We start from the raw sequence: 15,841 nt of genomic DNA, 5'->3' as shown, positions 1-15,841 counted from the left end.
ACCGAGGCCCCCGGCGTCGCCGGGGGCCTCGGTCATGCGGGGTCAGGTCCGTGGCTCACGCCATCTTCAGCGCCTCGGCCATCTTGGTCAGCTGCGCGAACGACGCCGTGCCCGCCACCACCGTCGTGGAGCCGGGGGTGTCCTCGAGGACGAGCGCGTCGTAGCGGCCGCCGGTGTAGCGCGTCCACGTGCGGTCGCCGATCCTCTCGGTGACCTTGGTCGCCTTCGCTCCCTGGCTGGCGGTGTCGATGAAGTCCGCGCGCTTCTGAGTGGACTGCTCGACCGCCACGTATTGACCGTCGGGATTCTGGTAACCAAGATGCCAGCGGTCGAAGTGGTCGCCCTGGAAGCGGACGGACGTCGCCTTCCAGGAGCTGGGCAGGCCCTCGGGCGCGGCCACCGGGTAGTCCGCGGCGCGCCGCGCCGTGAGCAGCTCGACCCGGTAGTCGACCCGCTCGAGGTCGGGAGCGTGGTCGCTGTGCGGGACGAAGAGGTAGATGACCCCTGCCGCGACCCCGATCACGGCCAGGGAGAGGATCATGTCCCGGACCGTATTCTGCTTGCCGTTCTTGCCTGCCACGCCCCCTATCGTCGCAGGTGCCCGGCGCGCTCATCCGTGGGGTCCCCTGCTCATTTTGTCTGCCTAACGATAGAGTCGGGGATATCACCCTCATCCGGCCGTCGTCGTATCAGAAAGGTGCGCTCCGATGACCGAACATCATCACTTGCCCTCGGAACTGGACGTCCCCTCCGAGGCCCCCGACCGCAACCTCGCCCTTGAGCTCGTCCGGGTGACAGAAGCGGCGGCGATGGCCGCGGGCCGCTGGGTCGGGCGCGGCGACAAGAACGGCGCCGACGGTGCCGCGGTGCGTGCCATGCGGACCCTCGTCTCCACCGTGTCGATGAACGGCGTGGTCGTCATCGGCGAGGGCGAGAAGGACGAAGCCCCCATGCTCTTCAACGGCGAGCAGGTCGGCGACGGCACCGGGCCCGAGGTCGACATCGCCGTCGACCCGATCGACGGCACCACGCTGACCGCCAAGGGCATGCCCAACGCGATCGCGGTGCTGGCCGCGGCCGAGCGCGGCGCGCTGTTCGACCCCTCCGCCGTGTTCTACATGGACAAGCTGGTCACCGGCCCGGAGGCCGCCGACTTCGTCGACATCAACGCGCCCGTGACCGTGAACATCAAGCGGATCGCCAAGGCCAAGAAGTCCGCGCCGGAGGACGTCACCGTCGTCATCCTCGACCGGCCCCGGCACGCGGACCTGATCAAGGAGGTCCGGGAGGCGGGCGCGCGCATCAAGCTCATCTCCGACGGCGATGTCGCCGGCTCCGTCTACGCGCTGCGCGAGGGCACGGGCGTCGACCTGCTGCTCGGTATCGGCGGTACGCCGGAGGGCATCATCTCGGCCTGCGCCGTGAAGTGCCTGGGCGGCACGATCCAGGGCAAGCTGTGGCCCAAGGACGACGAGGAGCGGCAGCGGGCCATCGACGCCGGGCACGACCTGGACCGGGTGCTCACGACGGACGACCTGGTGGCCGGGGAGAACGTCTTCTTCGTGGCGACCGGTATCACCGACGGTGAACTGCTGCGGGGTGTGCGGTACCGGTCGGAGACCGCGCTGACCGAGTCGATCGTCATGCGCTCCAAGTCCGGCACGGTCCGGCGGATCGACTCCGAGCACCGGCTGAGCAAGCTGCGGGCGTACAGCGCGGTTGATTTCGACCGGGCGAAGTAGCGCCTGGACAGCCCCGCGCCCCTGGTCGGGCGATGAACGGCGTCGGAGGGCGTCCCCTGGTGCGGAAGGGGGCGCCCTCTGTCGGCGCTCAGCCCGCTATGCGGCTCGCCGCTCGGGCGGCCTTCTTCAGTTCCATGTCGCGGCGGCGGCGTCGGGCGAGGACCACACGGCGTTCGGCCGCGGTGAGGCCGCCCCAGACGCCGTACGGCTCGGGCTGGAGCAGCGCGTGCTCGCGGCATTCGACCATCACGGGGCAGCGCGCGCAGACCCGCTTGGCCGCCTCCTCGCGGGACAGCCGGGCGGCGGTGGGTTCCTTGGAGGGGGCGAAGAACAGGCCTGCCTCGTCGCGCTGGCACACCGCCTCGGTGTGCCAGGGTGCGTCTTGGTCCCTGTCCCGCACTGGCACCCGCTGGGCCGGAACAGCAGCTACCTGCAGGGACGAATGCGGCGGTTGCAGCACGGTCTACTCCTGACGACGGCTTCGCGAGCGAGAGACGATGCAGCAAGCCCTACCCGCTGTGCGCGCGCCTATGCACTGCGTTCCGGGCCGCGGGAGTGCGGCGGCTTGTTCACGACCCTGTGCGCCGGCTGTCGAAGGACCGAATCGTTCCGGTTCCTGCCCTCTTCACAACCGTCAACGGTCCAGGTGTTTGCGCAAACCCTTGTCGACCTTGCGCTGCACGCGGTCGAGGATGTCCGCGACGAGCTTGCCGCGCTTCGGCCGCGCCTCCACGTTGCCCATCACCGCCCATCCGTCCACGTAGACGACGGGGGCGTCGGACTCGACCGAGTCCAGCGTGTCCACCTCGAAGTTGCCGAGCACTCCGCCGCCGGTGCCGCGCAGCGACACGTTCTCCGGCACGCGGATCTCGACGTTGCCGAAGACCGACACCGCCTTGATCACGACCTGCTGGTACTCGAAGATCGCCTCGCTGAGGTCGATCTCGACGCTGCCGAAAATGGCGTACGCGTGCAGTCGGCGCCCGGCGCGCCAACGGCCCCGGCGTATGGCGCTGCTGAACACCGCGACAACGTTGGCGTCGGCCTCGGCCGGTATCGCACCGGCGGCCGGACGGGGCGGCACCGGCGTGTAGCCCGGGGACGCCTGGCGCTGATGGGCCGCCGGCAGGTCCTGTATGAAGACCTCCAGCTCGCCCACCGTCTTGGCGTTCAGCACCCCCTCCACGCGCTCGGCGTGCTCCTCCGCGGTCAGGCGGCCCTCGGCGAGGGCCTCGCGCAGGATGTCGGCGATGCGGTCACGGTCGGCGTCCGAGGCGCGGAGTTCGATGACGCGCGGTGCCGCGCCCTGCTGTTGATCCTGCTTCTGAAGGTCCACGGCAGCAGGGTACCGAAACGCGATAGATCGCGACCAGGGGTGTGGACAACCTCGGTGTGGCGAACTGAGCCTTACCTCACAGGTTCCCTGCGGGAGGCAGGTTCTACGCTGGTGAGCGCCCGCCAACGTCGGCGGGCCGCCGTCCGTAGAGTGAGGAATGGGCTGAGATGCCTGAGTTCGCGTACACCGATCTGCTCCCCCAGGGAGAGGACACCACCCCCTACCGGCTGGTGACCTCCGAGGGTGTCTCCACCTTCGAGGCCGACGGGCGGACGTTCCTCAAGGTGGAGCCGGAGGCGCTGCGCAAGCTGGCCGAGGAGGCCATCCACGACATCCAGCACTACCTGCGCCCGGCCCACCTCGCGCAGCTGCGCCGCATCATCGACGACCCGGAGGCGTCGAGCAACGACAAGTTCGTCGCGCTCGACCTGCTGAAGAACGCGAACATCGCGGCGGCGGGCGTGCTGCCCATGTGCCAGGACACCGGCACGGCGATCGTCATGGGCAAGCGCGGGCAGAACGTGCTGACCGAGGGCCGCGACGAGGAGGCGCTCTCCCGTGGCATCTACGACGCCTACCTGAACCTGAACCTGCGCTACTCGCAGATGGCTCCCCTCACCATGTGGGAGGAGAAGAACACCGGCTCCAACCTGCCCGCGCAGATCGAGCTGTACGCCACGGACGGCGGCGCGTACAAGTTCCTGTTCATGGCGAAGGGCGGCGGCTCCGCCAACAAGTCCTTCCTGTACCAGGAGACGAAGGCCGTCCTGAACGAGGCCTCCATGATGAGGTTCCTGGAGGAGAAGATCCGTTCGCTGGGGACGGCCGCCTGCCCGCCGTACCACCTGGCGATCGTGGTCGGCGGTACGTCGGCCGAGTACGCGCTGAAGACCGCCAAGTACGCCTCCGCGCACTACCTGGACGAGATCCCGGCCGAGGGCTCCGAGCTCGGGCACGGCTTCCGGGACAAGGAGCTGGAGCAGAAGGTCTTCGAGCTGACGCAGAAGATCGGCATCGGCGCGCAGTTCGGCGGCAAGTACTTCTGCCACGACGTGCGGGTGGTCCGCCTGCCCCGGCACGGCGCGTCCTGCCCGGTCGCCATCGCGGTGTCGTGCTCCGCGGACCGGCAGGCCGTCGCGAAGATCACGGCGGAGGGTGTCTTCCTGGAGCAGCTGGAGACGGACCCGGCGCGGTTCCTGCCGGAGACGACGGACGAGCAGCTCGACGAATCCGCGGACGTGGTCAAGATCGACCTCAACCAGCCGATGGACGACATTCTCGCCGAGCTGACCAAGTACCCGGTCAAGACCCGCCTTTCGCTCACCGGTCCGCTGGTCGTGGCCCGCGACATCGCGCACGCCAAGATCAAGGAGCGGCTGGACGCGGGTGAGGAGATGCCGCAGTACCTGAAGGACCACCCGGTGTACTACGCGGGGCCGGCGAAGACGCCGGAGGGTTACGCGTCCGGCTCCTTCGGGCCGACCACGGCCGGGCGCATGGACTCCTACGTCGAGCAGTTCCAGGCGGCGGGGGGCTCCAAGGTGATGCTGGCGAAGGGGAACCGGAGCAAGCAGGTCACCGACGCGTGTGCCGCACACGGGGGCTTCTACCTGGGGTCCATCGGCGGGCCCGCGGCCCGTCTCGCCCAGGACTGCATCAAGAAGGTCGAGGTCGTCGAGTACGAGGAGCTCGGCATGGAGGCTGTGTGGAAGATCGAGGTCGAGGACTTCCCGGCGTTCATCGTCGTCGACGACAAGGGTGACGACTTCTTCCAGGACCCGGCTCCGCAGCCGACGTTCACGTCGATTCCGGTGCGGGGGCCGGGTCTGGTGTGATGCTGTGACAGGACGCCCGCCCCTGATTGGCGCAGGGGCGGGCATCCTGTCAGGTCAGGGCCTGATCAGCCGGCGCAGACGGTGAAGTTCACCGTGTCGCCCTTCCTGACGATCTCCGGGGCGTGCGGGGACACGCCGATCACCGATGTCGGCTTGCAGCCCTTGACCGCCTTCTTGGTGATGGTGCCGACCTTCGTCTGCGTCTTCAGCATGTACGTCTTGGCGCTCTCGATGTTCCAGCCCGCGAAGTCGATGGCGACGGAGCCGCCGTCGGAGAAGCCGTACAGCATGGTGGTGGCGTCGCTCTTGGCGGCGGTGGTCGTGCTGCTCGGCGCCGAGTGCGAGCCGCCGGCGACCGAGGTGGCCAGGGCCGTTCCCCCGCCCGCCAGGATGAGGGCGGCGGCCACGGCGGCGATGCCGGCGGTCCGCCTGCGCCGGGTGCGGCGGGCGATCCCGGGCGCGTCGAAGTCGGGGGCCTCGGCGGAGTCCGCGAAACGGTTCATGGCGTTCATCAGTTCCTCTTCGAAGGGTGTGCAGCCGGAAGGCCGTGCGTCGTCGTACGAGGTCATCGGATTCCTTCCGTGGGCTGCCGTGGTGAAGGGCCGGAGAGTGCGGGGAACTGGCTTCGGAGCTTCTCGATCCCCCGGGCCAGCTGCGAGCGCACCGTGCTCGGGGAGATGTCCAGGTCGGCGGCTATCTCGGTGTCCGAGAGGTCGTGGAAGTAGCGCAGCACCACGACCGTCCGCATCCGCATGGGCAGTTGCTGAAGAGCCCGCACCAACTGGTCCCTGCTGTCGACCTGTCCGTACTCGTCCCCCGGAGCGATGCGATCGCCACTGTCCGGCACGGTCCTGCGGAACCTGCGCCAGCGGTCGTTGGCCAGGTTCACCATGATCCGCCGCACATAGGCGTCCGGGGCGTCCTTGGCCGAGATCCCGCGCCACTTGCGGCAGGCCCGCTCCAGGGTCTCCTGGACCAGGTCCTCCGCCGCCTCACGGTTGCCCGTGAGGACGAGGGCTCCCCGGAACAGCGCGGCCGACCGGGCGGCGACGAAGCCGTCGAAGTCCGTCTCCACACGCTCCTCCCTTCATGTCACCCGTCCTCGACGTGGCAGCCCCCGTGTCTGCTGCACGGACGCGATGAGACCTGGGTCACAGCGGCGGGGGAGGCGGGGGGAGTCATGCACCCGGGCGGCCCAAAGCCCGGAACATCCCCACGGTCCCGATCGCTATAACCGGTATGAGCGACTACCGGATCGAACACGACTCCATGGGCGAGGTCCGTGTCCCCGCCCACGCCAAGTGGCGTGCCCAGACCCAGCGGGCCGTCGAGAACTTCCCCGTGTCGGGGCAGCGGATCGAGCGGGCGCACATCGAGGCGCTGGCCCGGATCAAGGGTGCGGCGGCGAAGGTGAACGCCGAGCTGGGGGTGCTCGACAAGGACGTGGCCGAGGCGATCCAGGAAGCGGCGAGGGAGGTCGCCGAGGGGAAGTGGGACGAGCACTTCCCGGTCGACGTGTTCCAGACGGGGTCGGGAACCTCGTCCAACATGAACACCAACGAGGTCGTCGCCACGCTGGCGACGGAGCGGCTGGGCCGGCCCGTGCACCCCAACGACCATGTCAACGCCTCGCAGTCGTCCAACGACGTCTTCCCGTCCTCCATCCACATCGCCGCGACGGCCGCCGTCACCCACGATCTGGTCCCGGCCCTGGAGCACCTCGCCGACGCGCTCGGCCGCAAGAGCGAGGAGTTCGCGGACGTCGTGAAGGCGGGGCGGACGCATCTGATGGACGCCACCCCGGTGACGCTCGGTCAGGAGTTCGGCGGGTACGCCGCCCAGGTGCGCTACGGCGTCGAGCGGTTGAACGCCTCGCTGCCGCGCCTCGCCGAGCTGCCGCTGGGCGGGACCGCCGTAGGGACCGGCATCAACACGCCGCCGGGGTTCTCCGCCGCCGTGATCGCGGAGGTCGCCCGGGTCACCGGGCTGCCGCTGACCGAGGCGCGCGACCACTTCGAGGCCCAGGGCGCCCGGGACGGGATCGTGGAGACCAGCGGGCAGCTCAGGACCATCGCGGTCGGGCTGACGAAGATCGCCAACGATCTGCGGTGGATGTCCTCGGGCCCGATGACCGGGCTCGCGGAGATCTCGCTGCCCGACCTCCAGCCCGGCTCCTCGATCATGCCCGGGAAGGTCAATCCGGTCATCCCGGAGGCGGTCCTCATGGTCGCGGCCCAGGTGATCGGCAACGACGCCACCATCGCCACCGCCGGTGCCTCCGGGAACTTCGAGCTCAACGTCATGCTCCCGGTCATCGCCAAGAACGTGCTGGAGTCGGTCCGGCTGCTCGCCAACGTCACCCGGCTGCTCGCCGACCGGACCGTGGACGGGATCACCGCCCACCGCGAACGCGCCCGCCAGTACGCCGAGTCCTCGCCCTCCGTGGTCACCCCGCTCAACAAGTACATCGGGTACGAGGAGGCCGCCAAGGTGGCCAAGAAGGCCCTCTCGGAACGCAAGACGATCCGTCAGGTCGTGCTGGAGAGCGGGTACGTCGAGCGTGGCGATCTCACCCGCGAGCAGCTGGACGAGGCGCTGGATGTCCTGCGTATGACGCACCCGTGAACGATCGCCGCCGATCACGAAACGTTCGGGCCATCCGGCCGGAACCGTGACGCGCACCGCAGCGTCGTATGCCTGGGGCACCTAATATCTGTGCATGGCAGACGGTGAAGCGGTGAGACGCGTGGTACGCGGGGAAGCGGGCGGTGCTGCGCCCTTCTGGGCGCCCGGGACCAGGATCCTGTGGCGGTACCGGGAGAACGGCGGCGACCGCATCCACATCGCGCGCCCCGTCACCGTCGTACGGGACGACGAGGAACTGCTCGCCGTGTGGCTGGCGCCGGGCACCGAGTGCGTGAAGCCGGTGCTCGCCGACGGAACGCCCGTGAACCTGGAGCCGCTTCCGTCGCGCTACACCAAGCCCCGCTCGGTGCAGCGCGACCGGTGGTCCGGTACGGGTGTGCTGAAGCTGGCCCGGCCCGGTGAGCCGTGGTCGGTGTGGCTGTTCTGGGAGCCGGGCTGGCGGTTCAAGAACTGGTACGTCAACCTCGAGGAACCGCTGGCCCGCTGGGACGGCGGGGTCGACTCCGAGGACCACTTCCTCGACATCTCCGTGCACCCCGATCGCAGTTGGCACTGGCGTGACGAGGACGAGTTCGCGCAGGCCCAGCAGGACGGGCTGATGGACGACCGGCTCGCCGAACGGGTGCGGGCGGCGGGGCGCGCCGCGGTCGAGGTGATCCGCGGCTGGGGCCCGCCGTACTCGGACGGCTGGCAGCACTGGCGCCCGAACCCGTCCTGGGCGGTACCGTCACTGCCGGAGGACTGGGACCGTACGCCCGCGCACGTGTCCTCATGAGACCCTTGATGCGCCCCCGGTCCACAACCGTAGGATCGTCCTCCGCAAGGAGGATCAACCCACAACTCCCGGGGCGGGTACCGGGCTTGACCGAACGTCACCGAGGGGCGGCAGGACGTGAGCGAGTGGTACGAGGGCAAGACCACCGCGGACCGGAAACGGTCCGCCGCAGGAACGGCCTCTGACCACGCGGGAATTCCGTTCCCGGGGCACGTATTCCGGGTATCGGGATTTCGGCGGGACGAACCGCGCGCACGGCGCGTGGCCCCGGACGGATGGATTCGACACGCGTGACGGAGCAGCCGACCTCCTACGAGCGCCCTCAGACGGGCGTCGACCCCGCGGAGGCCCGCGGGGCGCTCCTGCGTACCCCGACGCCGCTCGGCCCCGCCGCCTTACCCGCACAGGCCCGCACCGGCGAGACGCCCTCCTCACCGGGTACCACCACGCCCTGCGGCAAGGGGAAGGAGCTCCCAGTCAACGGCCCCGAGCACGCCCAGCCGTCCGCTGCCGAGCAGGACGCGCACCGTCCGCGTCCCGCGCCCGAGCAGATCCCGGTCCAGCCGGGCGCCGAGCAGGAGCACGGCCCCGGCGGCCAGGAGCGCCGCACCGGGCGGGGACTGCCGCCCGGCCGGCCGCTGCCGATGCGGCGGGACGGCGACCGGCTGCGCTTCGTCGGCGCCGCGACCCGGCGGATCGCCCGCGGCATCGACCTCGACGAGATCGTCATGGGCCTGTGCCGGGCCACCGTGCCGACCTTCTCGGACGCGATCCTCGTCTATCTGCGCGACCCGCTGCCGATCGGCGACGAACGCCCCACCGGGCCGGTGGTGCTGCGGCTGCGCCGTACCGACCGGATCCCGGAGGAACGGGACACCGAGGGCGGTTTCCTGCCCGCTCCGGCGCCGGAGACCGAACTTCCGGAGCTGTCGGCGATGACCGCCGAGCTGTGCGAGGTACGTCCCGGTGGCGCGCTCAACGAGGTGCTGCGCGGGGTGCGTCCGGTGTTCGCCGACTCCCCTGCCGCCCGCGCCGCGCTGCCGGAACTCCTGGGCGAGGGCGGCGAGTCCGTGGTGCCCGAGGGACAGCACGCGATCCTCGCGCCGCTGCGCGGCCGGCGCCGGGTGATCGGGGCCGCGCTGTTCCTGCGCCGCCCGGAGCGGATGGCGTTCGAGGCCGACGATCTGCTGGTGGCCGCCCAGCTGGCCACGCACAGCGCCCTCGGCATCGACAAGGCGGTGCTGTACGGCCGCGAGGCCTACATCGCCGACGAGCTCCAGCGCACCATGCTGCCCGAGACGCTCCCCCGCCCGACCGGCGTCCGGCTGGCCTCGCGCTATCTGCCGGCCGCCGAGACCGCGCGGGTCGGCGGCGACTGGTACGACGCGATCCCGCTGCCCGGCAGCCGGGTCGCGCTCGTCGTCGGTGATGTGATGGGCCACTCCATGACCTCGGCGGCGATCATGGGCCAGCTGCGGACGACCGCCCAGACCCTCGCCGGGCTGGACCTGCCGCCGCAGGAGGTGTTGCACCACCTGGACGAGCAGGCCCAGCGCCTGGGCACCGACCGGATGGCGACCTGCCTGTACGCGGTGTACGACCCGGTCTCGCACCGCATCACCATCGCCAACGCCGGCCATCCTCCGCCCGTGCTGCTGCACCTGGGCGGGCGGGCCGAGGTGCTGCGGGTGCCGCCGGGCGCGCCGATCGGCGTCGGCGGCGTCGACTTCGAGGCCGTGGAGCTGGACGCGCCCGCCGGGGCCACGCTGCTGCTGTACACCGACGGCCTGGTGGAGTCCCGCCTCAGGGACGTGTGGACCGGCATAGAGCAGCTGCGCGAGAAGCTCGCCGCGACGGCCCAGCTGACCGGGCCCGACCATCCGCCGCCCCTCGAGGCCCTGTGCGACGAGGTGCTCGACATGCTCGGCCCGGGCGACCGGGACGACGACATCGCGCTGCTCGCCGCCCGCTTCGACGGGATCGCGCCGAGCGACGTGGCGTACTGGTTCCTGGAGCCGGAGGACGCGGCCCCCGGCCGGGCCCGCCGGCTGGCCCGGCGCGCGCTGGCCCGCTGGGGCATGGAAGAGCTCAGCGATTCGGTCGAGCTGCTGGTCAGCGAGGTCGTGACGAACGCGGTGCGCTACGCCTCCCGTCCGGTCACCCTCCGGCTGCTGCGCACCGACGTGCTGCGCTGCGAGGTCGGCGACGACGTCCCGCAGCTGCCGCGGCTGCGCCAGGCCCGGGCCACGGACGAGGGCGGGCGCGGGCTGTACCTGGTGAACCGGCTGGCCCGCCGCTGGGGCGCGACCCGGCTGAGCACCGGCAAGGTGGTCTGGTTCGAGGTCAACTTGGCAGCACCGCAGAACTGATCCCGCCCACTCGCCCGCAACAGGACGGACAGCGAAAACAAGACGCGTCACAGCGGAGATCACCGACGCCGAGTCCATCTCTCGGTCACAGCAACTCAACAGCTACGGCGATGAGTTGTGTCGCGCACACGAGCCGCTTCGCGCCGCGGTGTGGCGCAAATCTTCCGCCATGAACGGATCAAACCCTTGTGTGGCGTGTCCATGCCTCGCTTAAGGTGACCTCGCGCTCAGAGAACCGGACTTGACCACCCGGTCCTGATGAGCGGGTGATTCAGCGAGGGGGACATCTCTGCACGGTGCACACTGCGTTGCCCCGCCCATCTGAACGGGCAGGTTTTCGGCCGCCCTTACGGCGACGCAGATCTCAGCGGCAAGGCGACCGCGCGCTCATCGCTCTCCGCCCGCCCTGGACCCCCTCTCCCATCGCCCCTCCCTCACAAAGTCTCCTGCCCATCCCCGGTTAGCGGGAGCGGGCAGGCTCGCCGCGCCTGGCCCCCAGGAGCGGGAACCCACTCAACGAGAAACGGGGAATGTCTCTCTTGAGATCCAGAAGAGGAACACTCATATCCCTGGCCGCGGTGGTGACTTCTGCCGCGCTCGCCAGCACATTGCTGCAAGCCGTGCCCGCCACCGCCACCCCCAGGTCGAACTCCAGTTCAAGTAAGGGCAGGCCGGCACAGCGCGGAGGTGTCAGCAACCCAGACCGCAGGCTCGGCAAGGGGTGGCGAACATCCGACGACCGGGCCGTCACCGCCGCAGCCGACAGTGACGGCTTGCACATCCTGGTCGCCGACAGCGCGAAGGCGTACACGTGGAAGGCCGCCGCGGTCCTCTCCGAGCCGGGCATGCCCGCGGACTCCTGGGTCGGCAACGAGTGCCTCATGGACCGCGACCATGTCGCCGCCGTGTACGCACCGCGCACGTTCACGAACAAGCCTGATCTGATGCAGGGCGGCGCGTTCGCCGCGATCGTGAACCTCGGCACCGGCCAGGTGACGAAGCTGCCGTTCACCGCGTCGCTGGCGTATTTCGACCCCTCGTGCGATCCGGCCACACACACCGCCGCGTTCACCGCGTTCCGCGACATGAACGACGCGGCGAAGACCAGGACCCGGGTCGTGACGGTGAACACCGCCGGCAGGACCGTCATCGAGGCCGCGGCGAAGGGCGAGATGACCAGCGCCGTCCCGGTCAAGGACGGCGCGGTCGCCGCCCTCGGCCGCCGTCTGGTCCACCTCAACCGCTCCGGCAAGGTGGAAAACCTGCTCACGACGGGCGGCGTGGCCTTCGACCTCCACCCGGTGAAGGGCGGAAAGGTCGCCTTCGTCGAACGCGTCGGCAGCACGAAGGCGCGTGCCAGGGTGTGGGGCGGAGACGGCAAGGCGGCCACCACGATCGCCACCGGAAAGCTCGGCGACCTCGACCTGAAGCGCGGTGGATCCGCGCAGGTCTTCCTCACCGGCCATCCCGTCGGCAGCCCGCACACCGCGGGCAGCGGGGTCACCCGGGTGAACGCCCCGGCTGACACGGACATCTCCAGCCAGGGGCGGCTCGCCGTCGAGCCCGTGCTCACTCCTGGCATTCGGGCCGGTATCGAGCGGATCAAGAACGCCGGCAAGGGTTTCACCAAGACCGAGCCTGCCGCGCAGGACGCTCCGGCCCAGGCCCCGGGCACGGTGACCGCGACCACCCCGGTGACGGTCACCTCCATCGCCACCACCACCGGCTCGAAAATCAGCCAGAAGGTCGCCCCCGTCCCGAAACCCGCCGTAAAGGACCGCCTGTCGCCCGCGCTGACCGCCGGCAGCACATCCGGCTCGGCCGCGGGCAAGCACGGGCAACGGGCGCGGACCACGGCGGCCGTCGTGTCGCACGACCCCACCGATCCCGACCGCTGGTGCTCCGTCTCCCGCAACGACGTGGGCGCACAGGCGCTGCAACCCACTCCCAACCAGGTCGAGTGGGCGGTCGACATGGCCGTACGCGGTAATCTGCGCGCCAGTTACCTCCGTCAGGGTGGCTACCGCAATCAGACCGGGCTGAGCAGTATCGACCCGCAGGGTCTGTTCCCGCCGCCCACCCTGACCGGCGGCGGTCGTATTCCCGCCAACGTGATGCTCGGCATCATGGCCCAGGAATCCAACCTGTGGCAGGCCGAGTCCGGTTCCATCCCCGGCCAGATGGGCAGCCCCCTCGCGGCGGTCGACGGCTACTACGGGCACAAGATCGACCCTGGCATGCCGGAGTCGTACTGGGCCATCAACTGGGACAAGTCCGACTGCGGCTACGGCGTCGGACAGGTCACCGACGGCATGCGCATCGCCGGTCACGAGAAGCCCGGGGAGACGAGCCTGTCGCCGGCCCTTCAGAAGGCCGTCGCCATCGACTACGCGACCAACATCGCCGCCTCGATGAAGATCCTCGCCGACAAGTGGAACGAGGTCCACAAGGCCGGCCAGAAGATCACCGTCAACAACGACGACCCCTCCTATGTGGAGAACTGGTTCACCGCGGTCTGGAACTACAACCTCGGTTTCAACCCGCCCTCCGACGCCTCGAAGCACGACGGGCACTGGGGGCTCGGCTGGTACAACAACCCGGCCAACCCCATCTACAAGAACAGCTGGAACCACCCGTTCATGGACACGGACGTGGACGGCACCGAAGCCAACCACGACGCCGCACACCCGCAGGACTGGCCCTACGAGGAGAAGGTGATGGGCTGGTCCGCCTGGTCCATCGACACCGGATACTCCTACGGCACCGACGGCCGCCAGGACTGGAAGGGCGAATCCGGCTACTCCTCGGCGGGCTTCCGGCCGGCCTGGTGGAACACCACCGCCGCGCGCAGCCAGGTCTCGCCGCCGCTCAGCACCTTCTGCAACAGCGACAACAACTGCAACCCGGCCACGCCGCCGGACTGCGGCACGGAAGCCTGTTACGCGAAGTACTGGTACAACAAGCCCAACGCCACGTGGAAGACGGCCTGTGCCACCCAGTGCGGGCACGAACTGATCAAGTACCAGACACTGATCCCGGAACCAGGGCGTGGCTACCGCCTCAAGAACGGCATGCCTGTCTGTACCGGCCAACCGACCGGTGCGCACGTCGTCGCGTCGGTGCCCAACGGCACCGAGACATGGGGCGACTGCGGACAGGCCACCTCCTCCGGCAGCTTCCAGTTCACGTTCAACCCGTCCACCACGGGCACCCACTACGAGGCGAAAGCCGACCTGCACCAGGTCGGCGGCGGCTTCGGCGGCCACTTCTGGTACACCCACACCCGCAACGAGGACCATCTCGGCGGTGACGGAGGCCTGATGGCCATCGACGGCACCTGGACGCTCGGCGAGCAGATGGATCTGGCCCAGGTCTGGGCCCACATCCCCGACACGGGCGCACAGGCCAAGCGGGTGCACTACGTCATCAACGGGGCCTCGGGCGGACCCTATGACCGGTACGTCAACCAGGACGCCAGCAACGGCAAGTGGGTGTCCCTGGGCGCCTACAAGTTCACCTCCACTCCCAGTGTGAAACTGACGAACTACACCCCCGACGGGACCGGTGACGACGACGTGGCCTTCGGCGCCGTCGCCTTCCAGCCCGTCACCGGCAAGTTCGTCCGACGCACCCTGACCGCGGCCGCGATCTTCGACCCGAACCAGGAGCTCAACCAGAACTGGCCAGTGGCCAATGAGTTCGACACACCCCTGCGCTCGATGAAGTCGCTGTACGAGTGGGCCCTGGGCCTCGCCGACGAAGGCCACCTGTGGGACAACGACGACCCGTCGGTGCGCGTACAGGGCCTCACCTCCTGGAATCGGTGCGACCCCCGGGGGCACGAGGAGTGCACCGGCCCGCAGACGTACGACGCGGCCAAGAAGTGGGGCGACGACATCAAGGCAGGCGGCTACACGCCCAAGGCCGACGGCTCCGCGCCGGCGATGTCGATTCCCGTCTGGATGGGTATGTCCAACCAGCGCCCCGATCCGTCGCTGCCGGCCAGCCAGGCGTACAAGAGCGACAACAGTTACAAGATCAAGAGCGATATCGTCGTGACGTTCGTGGCCGACGGCTCGGGGAAGATCATCCCCGGCAGTGAGGGAGCGAGCTACCGGGTCCGGGTCGGCAACGCCCACCTTCCGTACTTCGTGACCAGCATCATGAAAGCCATCGAGGCGGACTACGGCATCCCGAAGCCGGACATCGACTACACCACCCAGGACGCACTGGAGTACGGCAACGTGCTCACCTCCCACCCCTACACCGACGGCGACACCCCCGGGCAGGCGTACTTCCCGCACTTCCGGGGCGCACGCCTGAACTCGGACAACACCTGCGTCGACGTCCGGGGCGTCGGCGGCGGCGTGCACGGCTACCGGGCGATGATCGGCCACAAGTACATCAACGACAACGTCAAGGCCTGGGTCGACAAGATCAACAACAGTCCGGACACCAACTACTCCGTGCGTCGCTTCGCCGGAGACATCTACTCGATGTTCTTCAAGAACGACGGCGGCAACAACATCTTCGGCAGCATGATCGGCAACGCTCCGCCGATCTGGCAGGACGTCGCCGCCGCCTTCTGCGCCGACGGCAGCGTGAAGCCGACGCACATGCAGAACGACGGGGACGCCACCCCTTCCAACGGCATCGTGTTCCAGAGCTACATGCCCGACCTGTACCTGTACGTCGACGACAAGATGACCGACAACCTCGGTCGGCCCTCCGCCGCGAGGGTCAGGGGCGGAGACTGGAAGAACTTCTCGAACCTCCCGGCGACCGCTCCCAACGGCAACGCGTTCGGGCCTTGTGACGCCTATCACCGCGGAAGCGGCGGAAACCCCTGGGACGTCTCGCCGCCGGTGCCCGTCATCGGAGACGGTCCCGGCAACCGACCGTCAAGCGTCGTCCACTGCGACGACTCGGCAACGAAGTTCACCGACAACCTGACGCCCTGACGACAGGTGATCGAACGCCCAGGGGCCGCGCCGGCACAGGCGCGGCCCCTGGGTCGCCGGGGGGCCCGGTGGCCCCCCGCCCCCCGGCCCGGTGCGTACCCCCACAGGGCCGGGGGGGGGAGCCGGGGGGTGGGGGGGGGCCGGGTGGCCGGGGGGGGGGGGGTGGGAGGGCACGGG

At 69.6% G+C, this 15,841-nt stretch carries 11 protein-coding genes; 6 read left to right on the top strand and 5 right to left on the bottom strand.

The annotated features are described in order from the left end of the window. Positions 1-55 precede the first annotated feature (55 nt). A complete protein-coding gene (locus ACWGJM_RS48095; protein ID WP_453418120.1) occupies positions 56-580 on the bottom strand; it encodes a DUF4245 domain-containing protein in 525 nt (174 codons plus the stop codon). A 127-nt stretch (positions 581-707) separates the two neighbouring features. On the opposite strand from ACWGJM_RS48095, the gene glpX reads away from it, so the two are divergent. Next, on the top strand, positions 708-1,742 hold the full coding sequence (glpX, locus tag ACWGJM_RS48090) for a class II fructose-bisphosphatase (RefSeq protein WP_453418119.1): 1,035 nt from the start codon (positions 708-710) through the stop codon (positions 1,740-1,742). 88 nt (positions 1,743-1,830) lie between these two features. Here the strand turns inward: glpX and ACWGJM_RS48085 are convergent, their stop codons facing one another. Together ACWGJM_RS48085 and ACWGJM_RS48080 are read right to left on the bottom strand one after the other, a co-directional pair. Further along, positions 1,831-2,202 carry a WhiB family transcriptional regulator gene (locus ACWGJM_RS48085; RefSeq protein ID WP_453418118.1) on the bottom strand — a complete coding sequence of 124 codons (372 nt, stop codon included), beginning with the start codon at positions 2,200-2,202 and terminating at the stop codon, positions 1,831-1,833. A 174-nt stretch (positions 2,203-2,376) separates the two neighbouring features. Continuing rightward, positions 2,377-3,078 (bottom strand): DUF1707 SHOCT-like domain-containing protein, encoded by a 702-nt coding sequence (locus ACWGJM_RS48080; protein ID WP_453418117.1) that lies wholly within the window; start codon positions 3,076-3,078, stop codon positions 2,377-2,379. Positions 3,079-3,245: 167 nt separating this feature from the next. Between ACWGJM_RS48080 and ACWGJM_RS48075 the strand changes: the two genes are divergently transcribed. Further along, positions 3,246-4,913 (top strand): fumarate hydratase, encoded by a 1,668-nt coding sequence (locus tag ACWGJM_RS48075; protein ID WP_453418116.1) that lies wholly within the window; start codon positions 3,246-3,248, stop codon positions 4,911-4,913. Positions 4,914-4,978: 65 nt separating this feature from the next. Here the strand turns inward: ACWGJM_RS48075 and ACWGJM_RS48070 are convergent, their stop codons facing one another. Then, positions 4,979-5,482: a hypothetical protein gene (locus tag ACWGJM_RS48070; protein WP_453418115.1), complete on the bottom strand. Its 504-nt coding sequence runs from the start codon at positions 5,480-5,482 to the stop codon at positions 4,979-4,981. After that, complete coding sequence (locus ACWGJM_RS48065) at positions 5,479-5,988, bottom strand: SigE family RNA polymerase sigma factor (RefSeq protein WP_453418114.1); 510 nt, start codon at positions 5,986-5,988, stop codon at positions 5,479-5,481. The genes ACWGJM_RS48070 and ACWGJM_RS48065 overlap by 4 nt, the downstream gene beginning before the upstream one ends. Positions 5,989-6,152: 164 nt before the next feature. Between ACWGJM_RS48065 and ACWGJM_RS48060 the strand changes: the two genes are divergently transcribed. The 4 genes from ACWGJM_RS48060 (at position 6,153) to ACWGJM_RS48045 (ending at position 15,664) form a co-directional block, all read left to right on the top strand. After that, on the top strand, positions 6,153-7,538 hold the full coding sequence (locus ACWGJM_RS48060) for a class II fumarate hydratase (protein ID WP_453418113.1): 1,386 nt from the start codon (positions 6,153-6,155) through the stop codon (positions 7,536-7,538). A gap of 94 nt (positions 7,539-7,632) precedes the next feature. Further along, complete coding sequence (gene fomD / locus ACWGJM_RS48055; protein ID WP_453418112.1) at positions 7,633-8,334, top strand: cytidylyl-2-hydroxypropylphosphonate hydrolase; 702 nt, start codon at positions 7,633-7,635, stop codon at positions 8,332-8,334. 275 nt (positions 8,335-8,609) lie between these two features. Further along, positions 8,610-10,703 carry a SpoIIE family protein phosphatase gene (locus ACWGJM_RS48050; protein ID WP_453418111.1) on the top strand — a complete coding sequence of 698 codons (2,094 nt, stop codon included), beginning with the start codon at positions 8,610-8,612 and terminating at the stop codon, positions 10,701-10,703. Between the two features lie 773 nt (positions 10,704-11,476). Beyond that, positions 11,477-15,664, top strand: a complete 4,188-nt coding sequence (locus ACWGJM_RS48045; RefSeq protein ID WP_453418110.1) for a hypothetical protein — start codon at positions 11,477-11,479, stop codon at positions 15,662-15,664. The last annotated feature ends 177 nt before the right edge of the window (positions 15,665-15,841 follow it).

The organism is Streptomyces sp. NPDC054834 (genome assembly GCF_053611185.1).
Note: the sequence above shows the minus strand (reverse complement) of the source record. Positions and strands in the feature narration are given on the sequence as shown.

Excerpts from the sequence above, each read along its gene's own strand:
- glpX (WP_453418119.1), top strand. The coding sequence starts at position 708 with ATGACCGAACATCATCACTTGCCCTCGGAACTGGACGTCCCCTCCGAG.
- ACWGJM_RS48075 (WP_453418116.1), top strand. The coding sequence starts at position 3,246 with ATGCCTGAGTTCGCGTACACCGATCTGCTCCCCCAGGGAGAGGACACC.
- ACWGJM_RS48070 (WP_453418115.1), bottom strand. The coding sequence starts at position 5,482 with ATGACCTCGTACGACGACGCACGGCCTTCCGGCTGCACACCCTTCGAA.
- ACWGJM_RS48060 (WP_453418113.1), top strand. The coding sequence starts at position 6,153 with ATGAGCGACTACCGGATCGAACACGACTCCATGGGCGAGGTCCGTGTC.
- fomD (WP_453418112.1), top strand. The coding sequence starts at position 7,633 with ATGGCAGACGGTGAAGCGGTGAGACGCGTGGTACGCGGGGAAGCGGGC.
- ACWGJM_RS48050 (WP_453418111.1), top strand. The coding sequence starts at position 8,610 with ATGGATTCGACACGCGTGACGGAGCAGCCGACCTCCTACGAGCGCCCT.